Origin of the sequence: Stappia sp. 28M-7, assembly GCF_014252955.1 — a bacterium.
Taxonomy (GTDB): domain Bacteria; phylum Pseudomonadota; class Alphaproteobacteria; order Rhizobiales; family Stappiaceae; genus Stappia.
On record NZ_JACMIA010000001.1, the window covers coordinates 1,724,444 to 1,744,854 of the forward strand.

Here is a 20,411-nt window from a genome sequence, read left to right on the forward strand (position 1 = left end):
GTCACTGCTCCGCGGCAGCTTTCTTGCGGGCGCGGAAGACATCCGTCTGCACGCCGGCGATCCCCCAATTCTCCAGCTCGACCTCGTCGATCACGACGAAGGTGGTCGCAGGATCCTTGTCGAGCACCTCAACCAGAAGGTCGCTGACACCGGCGATCAACCGGGCTTTCTGCTCGCGGGTAACACCTTCGCGAGTCACCTTGATGTTCACGTAGGGCATGGGAACCTCGTTGGTGTCAGGCCGCCGCGTCGCGCGACCGGGTGGTGTAGTCGAACACCTTGGCGGCGATCAGCCAGCGGCCATCGATCTTCACCAGCGACAGGAAGTCGGTGAAAAAGCGCTCGCCGATGGAGCTGCGCACCTGAGCCAGTGCCGCATGGCGGCCGGCGAAGGTGACCGATACGACTTCCCCGTCCGCAGGCTCGCCGCGCGAGGCGGGTGAGGGGCGGTCGGCAACGATCGGCAGATAGTGGTCCATGGTCCAGAAGCGGATATCGCCGTCGGTCGTCGTCGCATAGAGGGCATTGTCGTGGAACAGGCTACCCAGCAGCTCCGCATCGCTGCGATGCAGGGCATCGTGATAGTGCCCGCATAGATCTAGGATCGCGGCGAAGTCCGCCGTTTCGCTGGATGTCATTTGAAGGCTCCGGTTGCGACCTTGCCGGAAGCGGCGGACGGACTGCCCGCCCGCCGTTTCCGTATCTCACGCAGGAAGCAGCTTCTTCAGGCCGCCTTGAGCAGGCCTTCGCGCTCCAGCGCGTGGCGGGTGGCCGCGCGGGCTCCGGCACGGGCATGGAAGGCCTTCACGTTCGGGAATTCATCCAGCGAGATGCCGACGAAGCCGGTCCAGTTCAGCACGGTGAAGAGATAGGCGTCAGCCACCGAGAACGTCTCGCCCATGAGGTAGGAGCGGCCATCAGCAAAGATCGGCTCGAAATGTGCAATCCGCTTGAGTGCCTTCTCGACCGCCGCCTCGCGCGCAGCACCTTCCGCTCCCTGGAACAGCGGTCCGAAGGACTTGTGCAGCTCGGCGGAGATGAAATTCAGGTGCTGGTGCAACTGCGTGCGCTCCCAGGAACCGGGTGCCGGCGCCAGCTCGGATGCCGGGTGCTGGTCCGCCAGGTACTGCAGGATCGCGGCGCCTTCGGTCAGCACGTTGCCATTGTCCAGCTCCAGCGCGGGCACATAACCGTCCGGGTTGATCTCGAGGAAGTCGCGCCCGCCGGCGGTCTTCTTTGCAGCCGTGTCGACGCTCTCGACGTCGAACGAGAGGCCCAGCTCGTTGAGGACGATATGCGTGGCGAGCGAGCAGGCGCCCGGCTTGTAGTAGAGCTTCATACTGTCAGTGCTCCCGTATGTCCGACCGTCCGGTTGCATCCGGATCGGGACGAGTTGTTGCGGTCGTTTTCCGCGTCACCGGCATCTAGGAAGCTTTGGTTACCTTTGTAAACCTGCAAACCTTGTGTTACGGGAAAATGAGATTTCCGACCGGTAACCCGTTTGGTCCGCACTCCGGTGTGTCGAGGGCGAGGGAAGGTCGGAACTTATTTATCCGGGAAGGCAGACATGGCCCTTAAGATCCGAAAGAACCAAAGCCCGCCGCCGCCGGAAGGGTGCCCGCTCAGTCATTGCATGGAGATCCTGAAGGGCGCCTGGACACCGAACGTCATCTGGTGCCTGGCCGCAGGGCCGCGCCGGTTCTCCGAGCTGCGGCTGGACATTCCGGCCGTCTCGGCAAAGGTGCTGACCGTCCGTCTCAGGGATCTGGAGAAGAAGGGCGTGGTCGCGCGCACCGTCCGTCCGACATCGCCGCCGTCGGTGGAATATTCGCTGACCGATCTGGGGGCGGAGCTTCTGCCTGCGATCCGGGCCATTGTCGAGGTGTCGCACAAGCTGAAGGTGCGCAACCGGCAGACCTGTCTCGGCAAGCAGGCGGAGGTCGAGGCCGCCGAATAAAGGCGACGGGCGCGGTGATGCCGCGCCCGCTTGAAGGTCTCTGCCGCCGGTCAGCTGGCGGCGGCCATCGCTTGCGGCGTCTGCCGGGCAAGGCGTGTCACCACATTCTGGATGATGCGGTGACCGGCATCCTGATCGAGCGACATGATCGACTCGGGATGGAATTGCACCGCCGCGACCGGCTCGCTCTCATGCTCGATGGCCATGATCACCCCGTCCTCGGTTTCCGATGTGATCCGGAAGCCGGCCGGCAACATCTCCCGCTGCGCGTGCAGCGAGTGATAGCGCCCGACCGTCACCGGGGAGGCCAGCCCGTCGAAGAGCATCGAACCTTCGGTGAAGGAGACCGGCGAGGGCTTGCCGTGCATGGGGACGGCAAGCTGGGCGAGTTCGCCGCCATAGGCCTCCGTCAGCGCCTGCAGGCCGAGGCAGACGCCGAAGATCGGTAGCCCGCGTGCTCGTGCCCGGCCGATGGTCGCCGCGCAGTCGAAGTCCTTCGGGCTGCCGGGACCGGGCGACAGCACCACCAGGTCCGGCGCGACATCGTGAAACACGCTGTCAGCCACGGGAGAACGGTAGGTCGCAACCTCCGCGCCTGTCTGGCGGAAGTAGTTGGCGAGCGTGTGGACGAAGCTGTCCTCGTGGTCGACGAGCAGGATCTTCAGTCCCTTGCCAGGCTGGGCGGCCATCGGATCGAGCTTGCGCTCGCGGGCAAGCCCGGCCTCGCGCACGGCGGCGCGCATCGCCTCCGCCTTCAGCTCCGTCTCGGCCTCTTCCTCCTCCGGCACGCTGTCGTAGAGCAGCGTCGCACCGGCACGGATCTGCGCGACGCCGTCCTTGATCCGCACGGTGCGCAGCGTCAGGCCGGTGTTCATGTCGCCGTTGAACAGGATCGCGCCGATGGCGCCGCCATACCAGGCGCGCGGGCTCTTCTCGTGACGCTCGATGAACTCCATCGCCCACCGCTTCGGCGCGCCGGTCACCGTCACCGCCCATGTGTGCGACAGGAATGCGTCGAGTGCGTCCAGATCGTCGCGCAGGATGCCCTCGATATGGTCGACCGTATGGATCAGGCGGGAATACATCTCGATCTGGCGCCGTCCGATCACCCGGACGGAGCCCGGCACGCATATGCGGCTCTTGTCGTTACGGTCGACATCCGAGCACATGGTCAGTTCGGCCTCGTCCTTGGCCGAGTTCAGTAGCTTGCGGATCTGTGCCTCGTCCTCGATGGCATTGCGGCCGCGCCGGATGGTGCCGGAGATCGGGCATGTCTCCACGCGCCGTCCGCCGGACACGCGCACATACATCTCCGGGCTTGCGCCGACGAGATACTCGGCATTGCCCAGGTTGATGAAGAAGCCGTACGGGGACGGGTTGATCTCCGTCAGTCGGCGGCTGACGGCGGAGGGAGCCGCCGGGCAGGCCTCGTAGAACACCTGGCCGGGAACCGTCTCGAACAGGTCGCCGCGCCGGAAGTAGTCCTTGGCGGCATCCACCAGCTTTGCATATTCGCCGGGAACATGGTCGCCGCGTCCGGGATCCTCGTTGGCCGGACTATAGGCCTCCTTCTTGCCGCCGCGCGGCAGGTCGGCGGTGCTGACCCCATCCACCTCGAAGTCGTAGCAGCGCACATGCGCCTTGCGGCCGTAGTGGTCGACCAAGAGGATTTCGTCGGGCAGATAAAGCACCACGTCGCGCTGGTCGTCGGGGCGGGCTAGCACCAGTTCGATGGGCTCGAACTGAAAGGCGAGGTCGTAGCCGAAGGCGCCGTAGAGGCCGAGATGGCCATCGTCGCAGGCAAACAACGCGTTGATCGCCCGGATCACCGAAAACACGGAAGGTTGGCGCGAGCGCTCTTCCTCGGAAAATGCACGGGTTGCCGGGCGCACCCTCAAGGTGAGCATCCCGCCGTCGCGCACGAGCCCCTCTACGTCCTCGTGCGCGGCAAGGCTGCGCTCGATGGCCGGCAGCAGCAGCTGCCCGCGCTCGTTCAGCGCTTCGATACGCACGTCGGACCCGCGCGATTCCAGCACCAGCGGCGGGTTGACCAGCGCCATGTCCCAGCGGGTATAGCGGCCGGGATATTCGTAGGAAGACGAGAAGACCGCACCGCGCTCGGCGTCCAGCCGGTCGATCCAGGGCGAGGTGCCCTGCTCGTAGTCGGCTGCCCGCGTCACGACGCTGATGCCGATGCTTCCCTTCGTCACGAAGGTCTCTTCGCGTCCTGTCTGCATGTCCGTCTTCCCTGCCTCCGCTGGCCGCGATCCTCCCGGCCGGACATGACAAAGCCGCCGGCGGGACCCCGCGGCGGCTTTGTGAAACTCCTCGAGTGACGTTACGTCACGCGCTGTCGTTCGCCGCCTGTTACCAGGAGCGCCACCACCAGCCGTTGATCGTCGTCATCATCGTCATGCTCTTGTCAGTAGCGCATGCGCGGTTCCGCCGCAACGGCGAAAGTCACCTGGCCGGCTCCTCACGTGCCGGCAACGAAGCGCCCCAGACGAACAGCTGTCTGGCCCTTCACCGGTCGCCGGTTCGGCATGATCAGCACCGTGCGGTCTTCCGGCACGGTCACGGGCGTGTCGCCGTCATGGGCAATCACCGTACCGGCTTTCTCGATCACCTCCTGACCGACATAGTCCTCCACGAAGCGGAAGGCGTCGGTCATGATCGTCACCGGCTCGATGATCTCGATGAAGCTCTGGGGCGCGGGGGCGGGGAAGCGCGCAAGTTCGTCGGCAAAGGCGTTTTCGGCCACTGCACCGGTCACCTGCAGGAAGCGGAGAGTGGTCTCCAGTGCCACATCGGCGCTTGCGTCCTCCCAGTGCTGGCCGCATTCCACCAGCAGCGCGTTCTTGTCGCTGGCCGGATCTCCGAAGCCGGCATAGTCGCGCATCCGCTTTCCGGCCGCGTGGCCCTCGTCGCTGACCACCAGTGCCGGCGTTCCGACGGCACGGGCAAGCGCGCGCCCCTTGGCCAGCGGGCCGGCGATGTAGAGCGGCGCGGTTGCACTCTGCATCGAGTGGATGTCGAGTAAGAGGTCGACGTCGTCGATGAAGGGGCGCAGTTCCTTGGCACGCTTGCGCTCCAGGGTCTCGCCCCCGCCCAGCGTTTCCGGCTGCCACAGGCGGTTCATGTCCTCGTCCGCCCAGCGCGAGGAGAAGGGATCGGCCGGGTCGAAGCGGTCGTAGGCATCCAGGTTGATGAAGGCGAGGGACAGCTTGCCCCGCACGGGGCGGACATCCATGCGGAACAACCAGTCCAGCGCGATCGGACCGCACAATTCGTTGCCATGCACCACGGCCGTCACGGCCACATGCGGGCCGGCGACGCCGCTGTCGAAGGTGGTGACGCCCTCGATGCCGGTGTTCCCGGCACGGTAGGGGGTGATGTCGGTTTTCGACAGTTCGACGGGCGGAGTTGTTGCGGTCATGGCGTTTCTCTCAGGGAAGGTGGAGACAGAAGACTGCGGTTCAGCGAGCGGCTTCCTCGATCAGCCGGTCAAGGAAGGCCTCGCACTTGACGAGTTCCGAGACGGCGATGAACTCGTCCGCCTTGTGGGCCTGTTCGATGGAGCCGGGACCGATCACCACGGTCGGGATCGCGGCGATCTCGACGAACCGGCCGCCTTCGGTGCCGTAGGCCACCTTGGCGTGGTCGTTTCGCTCGGCCAGCCGCTTGGCGAGGCGGGTTACGTCCGCATCGGCTGCGGTGTCGAGACCGGGGAAGCTGGAGATCTGTTCGAAGGCGATCCCGGTTTCGGGCGCACGCGCCTTCATCTCGGGCTCGATCTCCTCGCGGGCAAAGCGCATCACCTCGTCGACCAGCGCGTCGGCATCCTCGCCGGGCAGGACCCGGAATTCGAAGGCGAATTCGCAATGGTCCGGCACGATGTTGAGCGCCGTGCCACCCGAAACCGTGCCGGTGTGGGCCGTCGTCACCGGCACGTCGTAGAGCGGATCGCTCGGCCCATCCGCAAGCTCCATGCCCATCTCTCGGACCTTGAGGATCAGCCGCGCGGCGTGATCGATGGCGTTGACGCCCTGCGGGGCCAGCGAGGAGTGGCAGGTGCGACCCGTCACGATGGCCCGGTACGAGCGCTTGGCCTTGTGGCCGATGATCACCTGCATTTCCGTCGGCTCGCCGACGAAGCAGGCCTCCGGCAGGGCGACGGTCTCGACAAGCCGCTCGATGAGGCTCGGCACGCCCTTGCAGCCCACTTCCTCGTCATAGGAGAAGGCGAAGTGGATCGGCTTGGCGAGATCGCGGGCCAGCATGTCGTCGACCTTGGCCAGGCAGCAGGCAAGAAAGCCCTTCATGTCGCAGGAGCCGCGCCCGTAGAGCAGTCCGTCGCGTTCGGTCAGCGTGAAGGCGTCGCTGGTCCAGTTCTGGCCGTCGACCGGCACGACGTCCGTGTGACCGGACAACACGTAGCCCGGAACATCCTTCGGTCCGATGGTGGCGATCAGGTTCGCCTTCTCGCCGGTCTCGTCCAGCACGCGCGTCGTGGCGATCCCGCGTGCGGCAAAGAACGCCTCCACATGGGCAATCAGCGCGAGGTTGGAGTTGCGGCTCGTCGTGTCGAAGCCGACGAGGTCCTTCAGGATGCCGGCCGAACGCGGGGCAGCAAGCTGGAGCATGCGGTGTCCTTTCCTTGCGGCCTGGTCAGGCCGGATGCGAGTAGGCGTCGACCGGGACGGTGCGGCGCGCGTGTTCGATGAAACGCTGGGCGATCGGCGAGGCGCGCCCGGCAGGGACGAAAAACTGGGTGAGGTAGTCGACCCGCGGCGAGAAGCGGCGGAAGACGACGCCTTCCAGGGGGCGCAGGCTGACCGGGAACGGGTTCACCAGCCCGATTCCCATTCCCTCGCGCACCAGTTCGCAAATGGCGATGCTGGTTGCCGTTTCCGCCCGGATCTTCCGCTCGATGCCTCGCTCGGCGAAGATCCGGTCGTAGACGTTGCGCTGGTGAAAGCGGCGGGTCAGCGCGATGAAGGATTCGCCGGCCAGATCCTCGGGGACAATTTCGTCCTTGCCCGCAAGCCGGTGATCGGCCGGGATCGCCGCATGGGCGATCGCCTGCCGGAACGGATACATCCTCAGCCCGTCGTGCCGCACCCGCCCGTCGCTGATGCCCAGGTCGGCGTTCTCGTCGGCGACGGCGGCCGTCACATAGGTCGACATGCCGATTTCCAGATGGACGGAGGCTTCCGGGTTCTCCGCCAGGAAGCCCGGAAGCAGCTTGGTGATCAGCCTGTGGGCATGGGTCGGCGGCGCCGCGATGCGCAGCCGCTTGGCATTGAGATCTTCCGTTTCCGCCGCATCGAGACGCGCGAGCGTGGCGAAGATCGGCTCGATCTGCTCGTTGAACGCGAGCCCTTCCGAGGTCGGCAGGATCTTGTTGCCGTTGCGGTGGAAGAGCTGACGGTTGAGCCGCGCCTCGAGCTGGGCGATGGCGCGGCTGACCGCCGGCTGGGAGATCCCGAGCCGATGCGCCGCCGCCGTCGTCTTGCCTTCGGAGATGACCGCCCGCAGCACTTCCAGCTCCCGAAGCGTCAGGCCGCTGCGGTTGAGGCCGTTTGCGGCTTGTCGGGCAGGGGGCTCGTCCGTAACCTCTGTATTTGTCATGGGAATAGAATTATGCGTCTAGGTTATCGTTTTTCGATTGTCGATCATATAAACGCATAATAGCCTTTCCCACAAGCCAGCGGGACGTTCGATCCCGACACAAGGCAGCAGACGGGGACCAGTCGATCCCGCCCCGTCCGTAAAAATCCAGAGGGGATCCAGAGGGGAGTTACCTGATGAAACCTGCAAGGACGCCGCTCGCGCGCGCGCTCATGGGGGCGGCATGTGCCATTGTCGCCTTCTCCGCGCCCGCGGCCGCCGAGGATCTCGTGATCGGGCTCGATTCCGAGGCGACCTCGATCGATCCGCATTTCCACAATCTGGGACCGAACAACCAGCTCGGCTTCATGATGTTCGACCGCCTGGCCAATCCGGACGAGCGGCAGAACTTCAAGCCGGGTCTTGCCGTTTCGTGGAAGCCGATCGACAGCACGACATGGGAGTTCAAGCTGCGTGAGGGTGTGAAGTTCCATGACGGATCGGATTTCAATGCCGATGACGTCATCTGCACCTTCGAGCGCGCGCCCAACGTGCCGAACTCGCCGGCCGGCTTCGACACCTACACCAAGGGAAAGACCTTCGAGAAGATCGACGACTTCACGGTGCACGTGAAGACGGAAGCTCCCTATCCGGTCATGGTCAACGATCTCGGCAACGTCGCCATCGTCTCCAACGAGACCGGTTGCAAGGGTACGACCGAAGCCTTCAACTCGGGCGAGGCGGCCGCCGGCACCGGTCCTTACAAGTTTGCCGAATACGTACCGGGCGACCGGATCGTGCTGGAAGCCAATCCGGACTACTGGGGCGAAAAGCCGATTTGGGACAAGGTCACGCTGAAGCCGATCAAGTCCGGTCCCTCGCGCGTCGCCGCCCTGCTGGCCGGCGATGTCGACATCATCAACGGCGTGCCGACCACGGACATCGAGACGCTGAAGGGCCGCGACAGCGTGGTTCTCTCGCAAGGCGTTTCCAACCGCGTCATCTATCTCCATCTCGACCACTTCCGCGAGAATTCGCCCTTCGTGAAGGCGAATGGAGGCGGCGAGATCAAGAACCCGCTCCAGGACCTGCGCGTCCGTAAGGCGATTTCCAAGGCGATCTCGCGCGAGCTGATCCGCGACCGTGTCATGGAAGGGCTCGCCATTCCCGCCGGCCAGCTGCTGCCGGAAGGCTTCTTCGGCGTTTCGGAGAACCTGAAGGCCGAAGCCTACGACGTGGAGGGTGCGAAGGCGCTTCTCGCCGAGGCAGGATTGCCGGATGGCTTCGAACTGACCATCCACGGGCCGAACGACCGCTATCTGAACGATGCCAAGATCGCCGAGGCCATCGCGCAGATGCTGACGCGGGCCGGCATCAAGACGGCAGTCGAGACGATGCCTCGGTCGGTCTACTTCACCCGTGCCTCCACGGGTGCGGACGGCCTGCCCGAGTTCTCGCTTATCCTTGTCGGCTGGGGCGCCGGTTCCGGCGAGGCCTCTTCGCCGCTGCGCGCTCTCATCGCCACGTTCGACAATGACAAGGGTATGGGTACGGCCAACCGTGGCCGCTACTCCAACCCGGAAGTCGACAAGCTGATCGAGGATGCGCTGTCCGAGGTGGACGACGAGAAGCGTGCAGGCTTGCTGGCCAAGGCGACGGAAGTGGCCATCGGTGATCTCGCGATCATTCCGATCCACTACCAGGTCAACACCTGGGCGAGCCGCAAGGGCCTCAAGTACATCCCGCGCACGGACGAGTACACGGTCGCCTATGGCGTGCTGAAGGACTGACCGGGCCATGCCCCTGTTTCCGGCCTCGTGCCGGGGGCAGGGGCTCCCTCGGTTTTCCGTCGCGATGAACTGGCCGGAAATGGCGGTGTCCCGCCATTTCCGGTCATTGACATCGCTTTTCCAGTTCATGCCGCAACGCCGGGAGACCGCTTGATGAGCGTCTTCATTCTTCGCCGCCTCCTGCAGAGCGCGCTGGTCATGGTTGCCATGGCCATGATCGTTTTCTTCGGCGTCCATCTCGTCGGCGATCCCGTCTACATGTTCGTCACGCCGGACATGGACCAGCAGGACATCGAGAACGTCACACGGGCACTCGGTCTCGACAGGCCGATCTGGGAACAGTTCTGGCTGTTCATCGTCAATGCCCTCAGCGGCAATCTCGGCCAGTCCTTCATCTTCGGTGAGCCGGCTCTCGGCCTCATCATCCAGCGCATGCCCGCGACGCTGGAGCTCGCCTTCGCTGCGCTTCTGCTGGCGGTGGTGATCGGCATTCCGCTCGGCCTTTATGCCGGGCTCTATCCCGACAGTTTTTCCTCACGGGCCATCATGGCCGGCTCGATCGTCGGCTTCTCGCTGCCCACCTTCTGGGTCGGGATCATGATGATCATGGTCTTCGCCGTGATGCTCGGCTGGCTTCCCTCGACCGGGCGGGGCGATACCGTGCAGGTCTTCGGCATCCACCTGTCGTTCCTCACCCTGGACGGATTGCGGCATCTGGCGCTTCCAGCGCTCAATCTTGCGCTGCTGAAGATCTCGCTGGTGATCCGCCTGACCCGGGCCGGCACGCGCGAGGCGATGCTGCAGGACTACATCAAGTTCGCCCGCGCCAAGGGTCTTTCGCGCTCGCGCATCGTCGGCGTGCACCTGCTGAAGAACATCATGATCCCGGTCGTCACCGTTCTCGGCCTGGAGTTCGGCTCGCTGATCGCCTTCTCGGTGGTGACGGAGACGATCTTCGCATGGCCAGGCATGGGCAAGCTGCTGATCGAGTCGATCCAGCAACTCGACCGGCCGATCATCGTCGCCTACCTGATGATGATCGTCTTCCTGTTCGTCGTCATCAACCTGGTGGTCGACATCCTCTATTCGGTCCTCGATCCGCGGGTGCGGCTCGGCGACCGCGGCCAGTGAAGGCGGACCCCATGGCATCCACGCACACTCCGGCCGGCGGCGCGCCTCCCGCCCGACGCGCGGCCGATACGCCGTTCCGCCGCTTCCTGTCGGACTTCACCGACAGCCGGCTTGCGGTTCTCGCGGCCGTCCTGCTCGTGATCATCATTTTTCTCGCGGTCTTCGCACCCTGGATCGCACCGCAGGACCCCTATGATCTCGCCGTCGTCTCGATCTTCGACGCCCGCCTGCCGCCGGGTTCGCAGAGCATGGACGGCGTCACCTTCTGGCTGGGCACGGACGGGGCCGGTCGCGACCTGCTCTCCGCCATCATCTACGGATTGCGCATCTCGCTGTCGGTCGGTGTCGCCTCGGCCATCATCGCGCTCACGGTCGGCATGATCGTCGGTCTGCTTGCGGCCTATGCCGGTGGCCGGACCGAGGGGCTGATCATGCGCATCGTCGACATTCAGCTGTCGCTGCCGGCCGTGCTGATCGCGCTGATCCTTCTCGCCATCCTCGGCAAGGGCATAGACAAGATCATCATCGCGCTCGTGATCGCGCAGTGGGCCTATTACGCGCGCACCGTGCGGGCCTCGGCGCTGGTCGAGCGTCGGCGCGAATATGTCGAGGCGGCGGCCTGTCTCGGCCTGTCCCATGCGCGCATCGTCTTCCGGCATATCCTGCCGAACTGCATCGCTCCGCTGATCGTCGTCGGCACCGTGCAGACCGCCCACGCCATCGCGCTGGAGGCGACGCTCTCCTTCCTCGGCGTCGGCCTGCCGCAGACCGAGCCTTCCCTTGGTCTTCTGATCTCCAACGGCTTCGAATACATGCTGTCCGGCAAGTACTGGATCGCCGTGTTCCCAGGCGTTGCACTTCTGATCACCATCGTCACCATCAACATTGTCGGCGACCAGCTCCGCGACGTGCTGAACCCGCGGCTGCAGAAGTGAGGGCCGCATGACCCGTGAAACCATTCTCGAGGTCCAGGATCTACGGACCCATTTCTTCACCAAGGCAGGCGTCGCTCGCGCCGTCGATGGTGTCTCGTTCTCGCTTGCCCGCGGCGAGGTGCTCGGCCTCGTCGGCGAAAGCGGCTCGGGCAAGACTGTCACCGGCTTCTCGCTGATGGGCCTTGTCGATCCCCCGGGACGCTTGGTCTCGGGCTCGATCCGCCTGGGCGGAGAGGAACTGGCCGGCCTGCCGGAAGAGGGGTGGCGACGGCTCCGGGGCCGGCGGATCGCCATGATCTTCCAGGACCCGATGATGACGCTCAATCCGGTCCTGCGCATCGATACGCAGATGATCGAGGCGATCCGCGCTCATGCCGGTGTGTCGCACGAGGCGGCCCGCGAGCGGGCCCGTGAGGCGCTTGCCCGTGTCGGCATTCCCTCGCCGGACGAGCGGCTCGCCGCCTATCCGCACCAGTTCTCCGGCGGCATGCGCCAGCGCGTCGCCATCGCCATTGCCCTCCTCAACGAACCGGAGGTGATCGTTGCCGACGAGCCGACCACGGCGCTCGACGTCACCATTCAGGCGCAGATCCTCTATGAGGTGCAGAAGCTGTGCGCCGACACGGGGCTTGCGATGATCTGGATCACCCATGATCTCGCCGTCGTCGGCGGCCTCGCGGACCGGGTGGCGGTGATGTATGCCGGCCGGATCGTCGAGCAGGGGCCGGTCGATGCCGTTCTCGATGCGCCCTTCCATCCCTATACGCACGGGCTGATCGGGTCCGTGCCCAGTCAGAACCGGCGCGGCGCGCGCCTGACCCAGATCCCCGGCATGGCGCCGTCGCTGTTGTCCCTGCCTGAGGGCTGCAGCTTTGCCGCCCGCTGTCCGCGCGCCGATACCGCCTGCACGGTCATGCCGGATCTGGCCGAGCTGGAGGCCGGCCGGTTCTCGCGCTGCCACCATCCGCACCGAACTCTCGAAACCGCCAGGGGAGGTGCCGCATGAGCGCCGCGCCGCTTCTTGCCCTCGATGCCGTGTCGAAGCGCTTCGTGCGCCGTCTCGACGCCGCCGAGAAGATCGTCAACCTGTTCGGCGGCAACCGGCAGGAGGAGGTCGTCCACGCCGTCGACAATGTCTCCCTGCAGATCGCCGAAGGCGAGGTGGTCGGCCTTGTCGGCGAGAGCGGTTGCGGCAAGTCCACGCTCGGGCGCGTGGTTGCCGGGGTTCATGCCCCCAGTGCCGGCCGCGTCCTGTGGCGCGGGCAGGATATCGAAAGCCTGTCCGGGGCCGAGCGCCGCGATGCGGCGCTGAAAATCCAGATGATCTTCCAGGACCCCATGTCCTCGCTCAATCCGCGCATGCGCGTGCGCGACATCGTCGGCGAGGCGCCGAGGGTGCATGGTCTGGTGTCGGGCGGCGAGGTCGCCGACTATGTCGACCGCATGTTGCTGCGGGTGGGCCTCGACCCCAGCTACAAGAGCCGCTATCCGCACCAGTTTTCCGGCGGTCAGCGCCAGCGCATCGGCATCGCCCGGGCCCTTGCCGTGCAGCCCGACTTCCTGGTCTGCGATGAAAGCATCGCCGCGCTCGACGTCTCGATCCAGGCGCAGGTGCTCAATCTCTTCATGGACCTGCGCGAGGATCTGGGGCTCACCTACCTTTTCATCTCCCACGACCTCGGCGTGGTCGAGCATCTCGCCGACCGGGTGGTGATCATGTATCTCGGCCGCGTGGTGGAAAGCGCGCCGGCGGCGGAGCTCTTCGCCGACCCCAATCATCCCTACGCCAGGGCGCTGCTGGAAGAGGTGCCGCGGATCGATACGCGCAAGCGGGTGTTCCAGCCGGTGAAGGGCGAGATCCCGTCGCCGCTCGCCCCGCCGACCGGTTGCCATTTCCACCCGCGATGCCCGCATGCAAAGCCGCGCTGCCGCGAGGAAGCGCCGGCCCTGCGCGAGATTGCGCCGGGTCGCATCTCCGCCTGTCACCTCAACGAGGCATAGGGCATGTGCGCGGTGCCGAAGGGCGGGGAGGGGGAGGTGTTCGACATCCTGCGACCTGCCGGCTCGGCGGTGCCGCTAGTCCTCGACAGCCCGCACTCCGGCACGCTCTATCCGCCGGACTTTAGGCCGGCCCAGCCGCCCGAGCGCTATCGCCGGGCGGAGGACATGTATGTCGACGAGCTCTTTTCCTCCGCTCCCACCCTGAGCCTGCAGCTTCTGACGGCACGGTTCGGGCGTATTTACTGCGACGTCAATCGGGCCTTCGACGATCTCGATCCGGCTTCGCTGGATGATGCCGAGGGTCTGGAGCTTGCCCCTTCGGCCAAGGCGCGCCTCGGCAAGGGCGTCGTGTGGACGGCAACGCCGCCCGACGGAGCGCCGCTTCTCGCCGGCCCGGTACGCCGGGCAGAATATCTCGGCCGGCTGGAGCGCTGCTGGCGTCCCTATCATGCGGCGCTTGGCGAACTGCTGGAGAGTGCTCGCGCGGTGCATGGCCGCGTCTTCCATCTCGACCTGCACTCCATGCAGCCGGTGGCGAATGCCATGCACGAGGACGCAACCGGATCGTTGCGGCCCGATATCGTGCTGTCCGATCGCGAGGGCACGAGTGCCGGTGCCGGCTATCTGGAGGCCGCGCGCGCCCTGTTGATCGAACTCGGCTTCTCGGTGACGGTCAACGATCCTTTCAAGGGAGCAGAGATTCTGCGTCGCCACGGCAATCCGGCACGAGGCGTCCACTCCCTGCAGATCGAGGTCAATCGCGCGCTCTACATGGATGTTGAGACCTATGGCAAAACCGCGCGCTTTCGCGACACGCGAGCGCGGTTTTCCGCCTTCCTGGCCTCGCTGCGTGACTGGGCTGCAAAAAGCGGCAGTTGAATTTTTACGGCAGACAGGGCACCAGAGCGCAGCGGCGGCAATCGCCGCCCCTCCCTTGCACCGCATACGGAACGCCGTTTCATGAAGACCGGTCTGTCGCGCCCGAAGCACCAAATCCGCTGGCTCCTGCTGGAAGGCATCAGCCCGACCGCCCCCGTCCTGCTGGAGCAGGCGGGCTACACCAATGTCACCCAGCTCAAGACGGCACTTGACCGCGATGCGCTGATCGAGGCGCTGCAGGGCGTCCACATCGTCGGTATCCGCTCGCGCACGCAGATCGACGAGGAGATCCTCAAGGCCGCCGGCACCCTTGTGGCGATCGGCTGTTTCTCCGTCGGCACCAACCAGGTCGATCTCGTCGGCTCGAACCGGCGCGGCGTCCCGGTCTTCAACGCGCCGTTCTCCAACACCCGCAGCGTCGCCGAGCTGACCATCGCTGAAATCGTCATGCTGATGCGCGGCGCCTTCACCAAGTCGATGGCCGCCCATAACGGGCGCTGGCTGAAGACGGCCGCGGGCAGCAACGAGGTTCGCGGCAAGACGCTCGGCATCGTCGGTTACGGCAATATCGGCTCCCAGCTCGCGGTGCTCGCCGAAGCGATGGGCATGCGGGTGGTCTATTTCGATCACACCGACAAGCTCCGCCACGGCAATGTCGAGCCGGTTTCCTCGCTCGGCGAACTTCTCGCCGTTGCCGATGTTGTCTCGTTGCACCTGCCGCAGACGCCGGAGACCCGCGGCATGATCGGCGCTGCCGAAATCGCGTCGATGAAGAAGGGCGCCTACCTGATCAACAACGCGCGCGGCACGGTGCTCGACATCGATGCCCTGGCGCAGGCGCTTCGCTCCGGTCACCTTGCCGGTGCCGCCGTCGACGTCTTCCCCAGCGAGCCGAAGTCCAACGACGAGGAATTCGTCTCGGCCCTGCGCGGGCTCGACAACGTCATCCTGACCCCGCATGTCGGCGGTTCGACGGAAGAGGCCCAAGAGCGGATCGGCGAGGAAGTCGCCCGCCGCCTGATCGAGTATTCGGACGTCGGCTCCACCATCGGTGCGGTGAATTTCCCCCAGGTGCAGCTCCCCAAGGGCACCAACAACACCCGCTTCATCCAGGTCCAGCGCAACCTGCCGGGCGAGCTCGGCAAGCTCAACGACCTCTTCGCCCGCTACAAGATCAACATCGCGGCGCAGCATTACCAGACCGATGGCGAGATCGGTTATGTCGTTCTCGACGCCGATGGGCCGGTGGCGAATGCGGTGGAGATCCTGGAGGAGATCCGCCTCCTGTCGGGCACAATCCGGGCTCGCCTGCTGAACCGGGTCTGATCGGGCAACGTCGCCCGATCCGGTCGGGGGCGGTTGTTCTTGAACGGGAATTTGTTAGGCTTCGCGTCAGGTGCCGGCTGCTTCGTGCGGCCGGCCTTTCGCCGCCGCCTGCCTCAATTCCGACGCAGGCCCGCAAGATAGGTTGGGCGAAGGCCTCACAGCCCCGCCCTCCTGCGATTGCAGGCACTCCCGTTCGCCAGCCAAACGGCCCGCATGACCCAGATACTTCCCATCGCTGCCCTTCTCGTCGGTTCCGCGTTGCTGTTGCTCGCGGGCGGTCTTCAGGGGCTGCTGCTGCCGCTCAGGGGCTCGTTCGAGGGCTTTTCCGACGGCTCCCTTGGTCTTCTGGGTACCGGCTGGGCCATCGGCTATATCGGCGGCTGCCTGCTGACGCCGGTGATCGTGAGTCGCGTCGGCCACATCCGCTCCTTCGGCGTGTTCTGCTCGCTCGCCTCCATCGTCGTGCTGCTGAACCTCGTCTTCATGACGCCCTGGGCCTGGATCCCGCTGCGTGCGCTCTCCGGCTTCTGCTTCGCCGGTGCGGCCATGGTGGTGGAGAGCTGGCTCAACGAGCGGGCCAATCCGGAAACGCGCGGCCGCATTTTCGGCATCTACACGATGATCAATCTCGGTGCGACGACCGCCGGGCAGATGCTGCTCACCTTGGGGGATCCCGCCGGCTTCCTGTTTTTCGTGGTCGGTGCGATGGTCTATTCCTGCGCGCTGCTTCCCACCGCCTTGTCGACCGCCGCAGCTCCCCAGCCGCTGTCCCAGGTGCGTCTGGATATCCGCTCGCTCTGGCGCAATTCTCCGGTTGCCGTGATCGGCGTCTTTCTCGTGGGCATCTCCAACAGCGCCTTCGGCACGCTCGGGGCCGTCTATGGCCGCCAAGTGGGGCTATCCGTCTCGTCCATCGCCACCATGATGTCGGTAGCGCTGCTTGCCGGTGCCCTGATCCAGATCCCGATCGGCGTCCTGTCCGACCGCATCGACCGGCGCATGGTGCTGATCGGCATCGCGGTGGTCGGCTGTCTGCTCGGGGCCGGGCTGACGTTCGGCGGCGCCTTGTCGCCCATCGCCATCATTGCGTTGGTCGGGGCCTTCGGCGGCATGATCTATTCGATGTATCCGGTCATCGTCGCCCACGCGAACGACCACTCGCCGCCGGGCGAATTCCTAAAGACCAGCGGCGGTCTGCTGCTGCTGTTCGGTGTCGGTTCAGTGGTCGGCCCGCTGCTTGCGGCCGTGATGATGACGATGACGCGCCCGCAAGGGCTGTTCGCTGTCACTTCCGCCGCTCACGCCCTCATCATCGCCTTCGCGATTTGGCGGATGACCCAGCGTGCACCGGTCGCGCAGGGCGAGAAGGAGGACTTCGTCGCAATGGCCTCGGGGGTTCGCTTCTCCACGCCGGAGACCCTCGCGCTCGACCCGCGCGCCGAGGAAGAAGAAGAGACGTCGCGCGACGCTGCCTGACCCTGGCAAAGGGCGGGCGGTCTTGCCGCTTGCGCCTTGCCACTTGTACCGGGCCACTTGCACTGGCGCGTGCCCCGTGGCATAGATCGCTCGTCATCAAGAGAAGGGCTGGCGCCCTCGCCAACCTGCCCGACCGGGCAAGGTGGTCTCCCTGACACAAAGGACCGGATCAACCGGTTTGCGTTTTGGGGATGTGGCCGCAGAATAGCGGCAACGAAACGGTCGTTTGATCCGCGCCAGTCCTCCTCGGGAAACCGATGGAGGATTTTTTATGTCCAGAGCCGCGTCCGCCGCGCCGACGAGCCTTGACCCCGCAGCCGCGCCCCTCGAAGCGCGGTGTGCCTTTGCAGCCTCAGCACCGCTGCGTCTTTCCGAAATTCGTGTTCTGGCTGCCGGCCTGCGGATGCGTGCCACCTGTATCGGCCTTGGCCGGGGCGGGGAGCAGGCTGTTCTCGACGATGCCGAGCGCGCGCGGCGCCTTGCCGATCTCGAGCACCTGTGGACCGGCGGGTGCCGCAGGGCGGTCGACGAAGTGCTGTTTCGCGACATCGCCGCCCGCCATCCGCAGCTCGCCGTGGCGCTGCGTGCCCGCCTGCGTCGGCGTCAGTCCTCGTCTTCCGCCGGGACCGGGATCGGGCGCCCCTGATCGTCGACCGCGACGAAGGTGAAGGTCGCATCGGTCACCTTCTCGCGCTGGCCGTGCCGATGGCGCAGGGCCCAGGCCTCGATGCCGATCTTCATCGAGGTCCGGCCGACGCCCGTCACCCGGCAATAGACGCAAAGCACATCGCCCACATGCACGGGGCGGATGAAGGTCATCCGCTCGACGGAGATTGTCACCACGCGCCGGCGCGCCCGCTGGCCTGCCGCGATGCCGCCGGCAAGGTCCATCTGCGACAGCACCCAGCCGCCGAAGATGTCTCCGGCCGCGTTGGTGTCGGCGGGCATGGCCATCGTCCGCAGCGTCAGTTCGCCGTTCGGGGTTTCGATGGTCTCCTGGTCGCTCACGGGCGATATCTCCTGTCTCGTTGCGGAATCGCGAGGTTACGGATTCAAACCTAGCCCCGCTTTGCCGCAACGCGAAAGAAAAAGCCCCCGGTTCGTGGCGCGAACCGGGGGCAATTTTTTGCGCAAAGGGAGCGTGCTCCCTGTCTTGGGCCGGATGCTGCGATGTCAGGCCGCCGCGACGTCCTTCAGGAATCGGTCGATTTCACCGCGCAGGGCGTCGGTGTTGCGGCTCATGGCGCCGGAGGCGTCGAGGACGTTGTCGGCGGCTGCCGACGTGCTGTCGACGGTGTGGGCCAGCATCTCCATGTTGCGGGTCACCGAGCCGGTGCCTTCGGCCGCCTGCTGCACCGAGCGGGAGATGTCGTTGGTGGCGGCACCCTGCTGCTCGACGGCGGAGGCGATGGAGGCGGTATAGCCGTTCACTTCCTGCATGATCTGGGCGATCTCGCCGATGGCGGCGACCGCCTCGCCGGTCGAGCCCTGGATCGCGGCGATCTGGGCGCCGATCTCCTCGGTCGCCTTGGAGGTCTGGTTGGCCAGCTCCTTGACCTCGGCGGCGACGACGGCAAAGCCCTTGCCGGCCTCGCCGGCACGGGCCGCCTCGATGGTGGCGTTCAGCGCGAGAAGGTTGGTCTGCTCGGCGATGGCCTGGATCAGCGAGACGACCTCGCCGATCTTGTGGGCGGCGGCGGCAAGGCCCGCGACCTTTTCGTTGGTTGAGTGGGTGCCCTGGGTGGCCTGGTTGACGACCTGGGTGGTCTGGCCGACCTGGCGGGAGATCTCGGCGATGGAGGCGGAGAGCTCCTCGGCGGCGCTGGCCACTGTCTGGACGTTGCCGGTGGCGGCGGAGCTGGCCTGCGAGGTCTCGCTGGCGCGCTCGGCGCTTTCCTGGGCGGAGGCGGACAGGGCGCGGGCGGTTTCGTCCAGCCCGCTGGCCGTTTCGCTCACCGTGCCGATCAGCGACTGCACCTTGTCGCGGAAGTCCGCGATGAGCTGTTCGGTGCGGGCCTGGCGGGCGGCGCGGGCATGCGCGTCCTCCGACTGCGCTTCTTCCAGCCGCTGGCGCTCGATGGCGTTTTCGCGGAAGGTTTCGACTGCGCGGGCCATGTCGCCGATCTCGTCGCGGCGCTCGTCCATGCCGGCATCGACAGAGGTGTCGCCGGCGGCCAGTCGGCCCATCACATCGGTGAGGCGTGCGACCGGGCGGGCGAGCGCGCCTGCGCCGAACCAGACAAGCACCAGCACGGCTCCCAGCAGGCCGAGACCGATGGCCAGCATCGTGTTGCGCGCGGTCACGGCACCGGCGATCATCGCCGAATGGGGCACGTCCAGCACGACGTACCACCGCTCCTGAACGTCCGGGAATGTCACGGGCTGAATGGCGACGTACCGCTCACCGAAGAGGGAGGCGGCGGCTTCCGTTCCCACTTTCTGAAGCACTTCAAGGACGTTCCCATCCTCGACGGTCTTGCCGAGGGTGGCGGTATCGGATGTTGCGACCCAAAGGTTGTCGCCGCCGATCAGCTTAACTTCGCCGGCGCCGAACGGGTGATTGGCGGCCATGCGGTCGGCGATGCCCGAAAGGGCGAGGTCGGACGTGGCGATGCCGATCGGCTTGTTGTCCTTGCGCACGACCCAGCTGATGGTGGTCAGCAGCACGTCCTTGCCGTCGATCGGATAGGCGTAAGGCGGGGTGAGCAGAGACCGGTTTTCGCGCACCGGCATGTCGTACCAGCCTTCGGTGCCGGCCTCCTTGGTCATCACCAGCTGCTCGACAGCGACCTTCTTGTCCTCGCCGAAATAGAAATAGGGGACGAAGCGGCCGTTAGCGTCCGAATACTTGTGATCCTTGAAATCGGCATCGCGGCCGTCGAGCCCGTTCGGCTCGAAGGCCAGCGTCATGCCGACAAGGTGCGGATTGTTCTCCACTGTCTTGATCATCAGGTCGCCGAGCCGGTCGCGATCGGTCATGCCGTTGGCGATCAGCCCTTCCGCGGCAGCGGCAACGCTCTTGGCGACGGTCAGCGAACGCGTGAGGCTGCCGGACACCTCGTTGGCATAGGATGTCAGAAGCGCCTTGGCTTCCCGTTCGGCGGCGCTCTCCGCTGCCGAGGACATGACCATCGAGCCGACAAGGCTCACGCCGATGATGGAAACGGAAAACAGTGCGCCGGCACTGACCAGCAGTTTGTTTCTGATCGACAGATCGGAAAAACGCATTTCGAACCCCCTGAAGGCCAGCCGCGAATATCTCCGTCTAAGTGCCTATAGGGGGCGCGTTACCATCGACTTAATCAT

General features: G+C 65.7%; 19 protein-coding genes and 1 riboswitch. Of the genes, 9 read left to right on the forward strand and 10 right to left on the reverse strand.

Features of this window, described 5'->3' with window-relative positions:
* Position 1: 1 nt before the first annotated feature.
* The 3 genes from H7H34_RS07660 to gstA form a co-directional block, all read right to left on the reverse strand.
* Positions 2-220, reverse strand: coding sequence for a tautomerase family protein (locus H7H34_RS07660; RefSeq protein ID WP_185924792.1), 219 nt, complete (start codon positions 218-220; stop codon positions 2-4).
* Between the two features lie 16 nt (positions 221-236).
* Complete coding sequence (locus H7H34_RS07665) at positions 237-638, reverse strand: nuclear transport factor 2 family protein (protein WP_185924793.1); 402 nt, start codon at positions 636-638, stop codon at positions 237-239.
* A gap of 86 nt (positions 639-724) precedes the next feature.
* Positions 725-1,339 carry a glutathione transferase GstA gene (gstA, locus tag H7H34_RS07670; RefSeq protein ID WP_120269188.1) on the reverse strand — a complete coding sequence of 205 codons (615 nt, stop codon included), beginning with the start codon at positions 1,337-1,339 and terminating at the stop codon, positions 725-727.
* A gap of 228 nt (positions 1,340-1,567) precedes the next feature.
* Between gstA and H7H34_RS07675 the strand changes: the two genes are divergently transcribed.
* On the forward strand, positions 1,568-1,957 hold the full coding sequence (locus tag H7H34_RS07675) for a winged helix-turn-helix transcriptional regulator (protein ID WP_185924794.1): 390 nt from the start codon (positions 1,568-1,570) through the stop codon (positions 1,955-1,957).
* Positions 1,958-2,007: 50 nt separating this feature from the next.
* Here H7H34_RS07675 and H7H34_RS07680 read toward each other — a convergent pair whose 3' ends face one another.
* From H7H34_RS07680 to H7H34_RS07695, 4 genes are all read right to left on the reverse strand, one after another.
* Entirely contained in the window at positions 2,008-4,194 is a 2,187-nt protein-coding gene (locus H7H34_RS07680) for an anthranilate synthase component I (protein ID WP_185924795.1), read from the reverse strand.
* A 239-nt stretch (positions 4,195-4,433) separates the two neighbouring features.
* The gene (locus H7H34_RS07685) at positions 4,434-5,393 is read right to left on the reverse strand and encodes a M14 family metallopeptidase (RefSeq protein ID WP_185924796.1); all 960 of its coding nucleotides are present in this window, start codon (positions 5,391-5,393) and stop codon (positions 4,434-4,436) included.
* A gap of 40 nt (positions 5,394-5,433) precedes the next feature.
* Entirely contained in the window at positions 5,434-6,600 is a 1,167-nt protein-coding gene (gene argE / locus H7H34_RS07690; protein ID WP_120269192.1) for an acetylornithine deacetylase, read from the reverse strand.
* Between the two features lie 25 nt (positions 6,601-6,625).
* Positions 6,626-7,588 carry a LysR family transcriptional regulator gene (locus tag H7H34_RS07695; RefSeq protein ID WP_185924797.1) on the reverse strand — a complete coding sequence of 321 codons (963 nt, stop codon included), beginning with the start codon at positions 7,586-7,588 and terminating at the stop codon, positions 6,626-6,628.
* A gap of 176 nt (positions 7,589-7,764) precedes the next feature.
* Here H7H34_RS07695 and H7H34_RS07700 point away from each other — a divergent pair, with 176 nt between their 5' ends.
* The 8 genes from H7H34_RS07700 (at position 7,765) to H7H34_RS07735 (ending at position 17,105) form a co-directional block, all read left to right on the forward strand.
* Positions 7,765-9,357 (forward strand): ABC transporter substrate-binding protein, encoded by a 1,593-nt coding sequence (locus H7H34_RS07700; protein WP_209006173.1) that lies wholly within the window; start codon positions 7,765-7,767, stop codon positions 9,355-9,357.
* Between the two features lie 153 nt (positions 9,358-9,510).
* Complete coding sequence (locus H7H34_RS07705) at positions 9,511-10,488, forward strand: ABC transporter permease (RefSeq protein WP_120269195.1); 978 nt, start codon at positions 9,511-9,513, stop codon at positions 10,486-10,488.
* Between the two features lie 11 nt (positions 10,489-10,499).
* Positions 10,500-11,423, forward strand: a complete 924-nt coding sequence (locus H7H34_RS07710; RefSeq protein ID WP_120269196.1) for an ABC transporter permease — start codon at positions 10,500-10,502, stop codon at positions 11,421-11,423.
* A gap of 7 nt (positions 11,424-11,430) precedes the next feature.
* The gene (locus H7H34_RS07715) at positions 11,431-12,429 is read left to right on the forward strand and encodes an ABC transporter ATP-binding protein (RefSeq protein WP_185924798.1); all 999 of its coding nucleotides are present in this window, start codon (positions 11,431-11,433) and stop codon (positions 12,427-12,429) included.
* The gene (locus tag H7H34_RS07720; RefSeq protein WP_120269198.1) at positions 12,426-13,424 is read left to right on the forward strand and encodes an ABC transporter ATP-binding protein; all 999 of its coding nucleotides are present in this window, start codon (positions 12,426-12,428) and stop codon (positions 13,422-13,424) included. Before H7H34_RS07715 ends, H7H34_RS07720 begins: the two co-directional genes overlap by 4 nt.
* 3 nt (positions 13,425-13,427) lie before the next feature.
* Positions 13,428-14,303 carry an N-formylglutamate amidohydrolase gene (locus tag H7H34_RS07725; protein WP_185924799.1) on the forward strand — a complete coding sequence of 292 codons (876 nt, stop codon included), beginning with the start codon at positions 13,428-13,430 and terminating at the stop codon, positions 14,301-14,303.
* An 81-nt stretch (positions 14,304-14,384) separates the two neighbouring features.
* The gene (gene serA, locus H7H34_RS07730) at positions 14,385-15,629 is read left to right on the forward strand and encodes a phosphoglycerate dehydrogenase (protein ID WP_185924800.1); all 1,245 of its coding nucleotides are present in this window, start codon (positions 14,385-14,387) and stop codon (positions 15,627-15,629) included.
* Positions 15,630-15,842: 213 nt separating this feature from the next.
* Entirely contained in the window at positions 15,843-17,105 is a 1,263-nt protein-coding gene (locus tag H7H34_RS07735) for an MFS transporter (RefSeq protein WP_185924801.1), read from the forward strand.
* A gap of 88 nt (positions 17,106-17,193) precedes the next feature.
* A riboswitch (SAM-I-IV-variant riboswitch) is annotated at positions 17,194-17,333 on the forward strand.
* Positions 17,334-17,457: 124 nt separating this feature from the next.
* Here the strand turns inward: H7H34_RS07735 and H7H34_RS07740 are convergent.
* From H7H34_RS07740 to H7H34_RS07750, 3 genes are all read right to left on the reverse strand, one after another.
* Positions 17,458-17,667 carry a hypothetical protein gene (locus H7H34_RS07740; protein WP_185924802.1) on the reverse strand — a complete coding sequence of 70 codons (210 nt, stop codon included), beginning with the start codon at positions 17,665-17,667 and terminating at the stop codon, positions 17,458-17,460.
* Between the two features lie 41 nt (positions 17,668-17,708).
* Positions 17,709-18,059: an acyl-CoA thioesterase gene (locus tag H7H34_RS07745; protein ID WP_067222700.1), complete on the reverse strand. Its 351-nt coding sequence runs from the start codon at positions 18,057-18,059 to the stop codon at positions 17,709-17,711.
* 219 nt (positions 18,060-18,278) lie between these two features.
* Positions 18,279-20,333, reverse strand: coding sequence for a methyl-accepting chemotaxis protein (locus H7H34_RS07750; protein WP_185924803.1), 2,055 nt, complete (start codon positions 20,331-20,333; stop codon positions 18,279-18,281).
* Positions 20,334-20,411 lie beyond the last annotated feature (78 nt).

Bases quoted from the DNA above. Each gene is read 5' to 3' on its own strand.
- H7H34_RS07660 (WP_185924792.1), bottom strand. From the start codon at position 220: ATGCCCTACGTGAACATCAAGGTGACTCGCGAAGGTGTTACCCGCGAG.
- H7H34_RS07665 (WP_185924793.1), bottom strand. From the start codon at position 638: ATGACATCCAGCGAAACGGCGGACTTCGCCGCGATCCTAGATCTATGC.
- gstA (WP_120269188.1), bottom strand. From the start codon at position 1,339: ATGAAGCTCTACTACAAGCCGGGCGCCTGCTCGCTCGCCACGCATATC.
- H7H34_RS07675 (WP_185924794.1), top strand. From the start codon at position 1,568: ATGGCCCTTAAGATCCGAAAGAACCAAAGCCCGCCGCCGCCGGAAGGG.
- H7H34_RS07680 (WP_185924795.1), bottom strand. From the start codon at position 4,194: ATGCAGACAGGACGCGAAGAGACCTTCGTGACGAAGGGAAGCATCGGC.
- H7H34_RS07685 (WP_185924796.1), bottom strand. From the start codon at position 5,393: ATGACCGCAACAACTCCGCCCGTCGAACTGTCGAAAACCGACATCACC.
- argE (WP_120269192.1), bottom strand. From the start codon at position 6,600: ATGCTCCAGCTTGCTGCCCCGCGTTCGGCCGGCATCCTGAAGGACCTC.
- H7H34_RS07695 (WP_185924797.1), bottom strand. From the start codon at position 7,588: ATGACAAATACAGAGGTTACGGACGAGCCCCCTGCCCGACAAGCCGCA.
- H7H34_RS07700 (WP_209006173.1), top strand. From the start codon at position 7,765: ATGAAACCTGCAAGGACGCCGCTCGCGCGCGCGCTCATGGGGGCGGCA.
- H7H34_RS07705 (WP_120269195.1), top strand. From the start codon at position 9,511: ATGAGCGTCTTCATTCTTCGCCGCCTCCTGCAGAGCGCGCTGGTCATG.
- H7H34_RS07710 (WP_120269196.1), top strand. From the start codon at position 10,500: ATGGCATCCACGCACACTCCGGCCGGCGGCGCGCCTCCCGCCCGACGC.
- H7H34_RS07715 (WP_185924798.1), top strand. From the start codon at position 11,431: ATGACCCGTGAAACCATTCTCGAGGTCCAGGATCTACGGACCCATTTC.
- H7H34_RS07720 (WP_120269198.1), top strand. From the start codon at position 12,426: ATGAGCGCCGCGCCGCTTCTTGCCCTCGATGCCGTGTCGAAGCGCTTC.
- H7H34_RS07725 (WP_185924799.1), top strand. From the start codon at position 13,428: ATGTGCGCGGTGCCGAAGGGCGGGGAGGGGGAGGTGTTCGACATCCTG.
- serA (WP_185924800.1), top strand. From the start codon at position 14,385: ATGAAGACCGGTCTGTCGCGCCCGAAGCACCAAATCCGCTGGCTCCTG.
- H7H34_RS07735 (WP_185924801.1), top strand. From the start codon at position 15,843: ATGACCCAGATACTTCCCATCGCTGCCCTTCTCGTCGGTTCCGCGTTG.
- H7H34_RS07740 (WP_185924802.1), bottom strand. From the start codon at position 17,667: ATGGCGGGCGGCGATGTCGCGAAACAGCACTTCGTCGACCGCCCTGCG.
- H7H34_RS07745 (WP_067222700.1), bottom strand. From the start codon at position 18,059: ATGGCCATGCCCGCCGACACCAACGCGGCCGGAGACATCTTCGGCGGC.
- H7H34_RS07750 (WP_185924803.1), bottom strand. From the start codon at position 20,333: ATGCGTTTTTCCGATCTGTCGATCAGAAACAAACTGCTGGTCAGTGCC.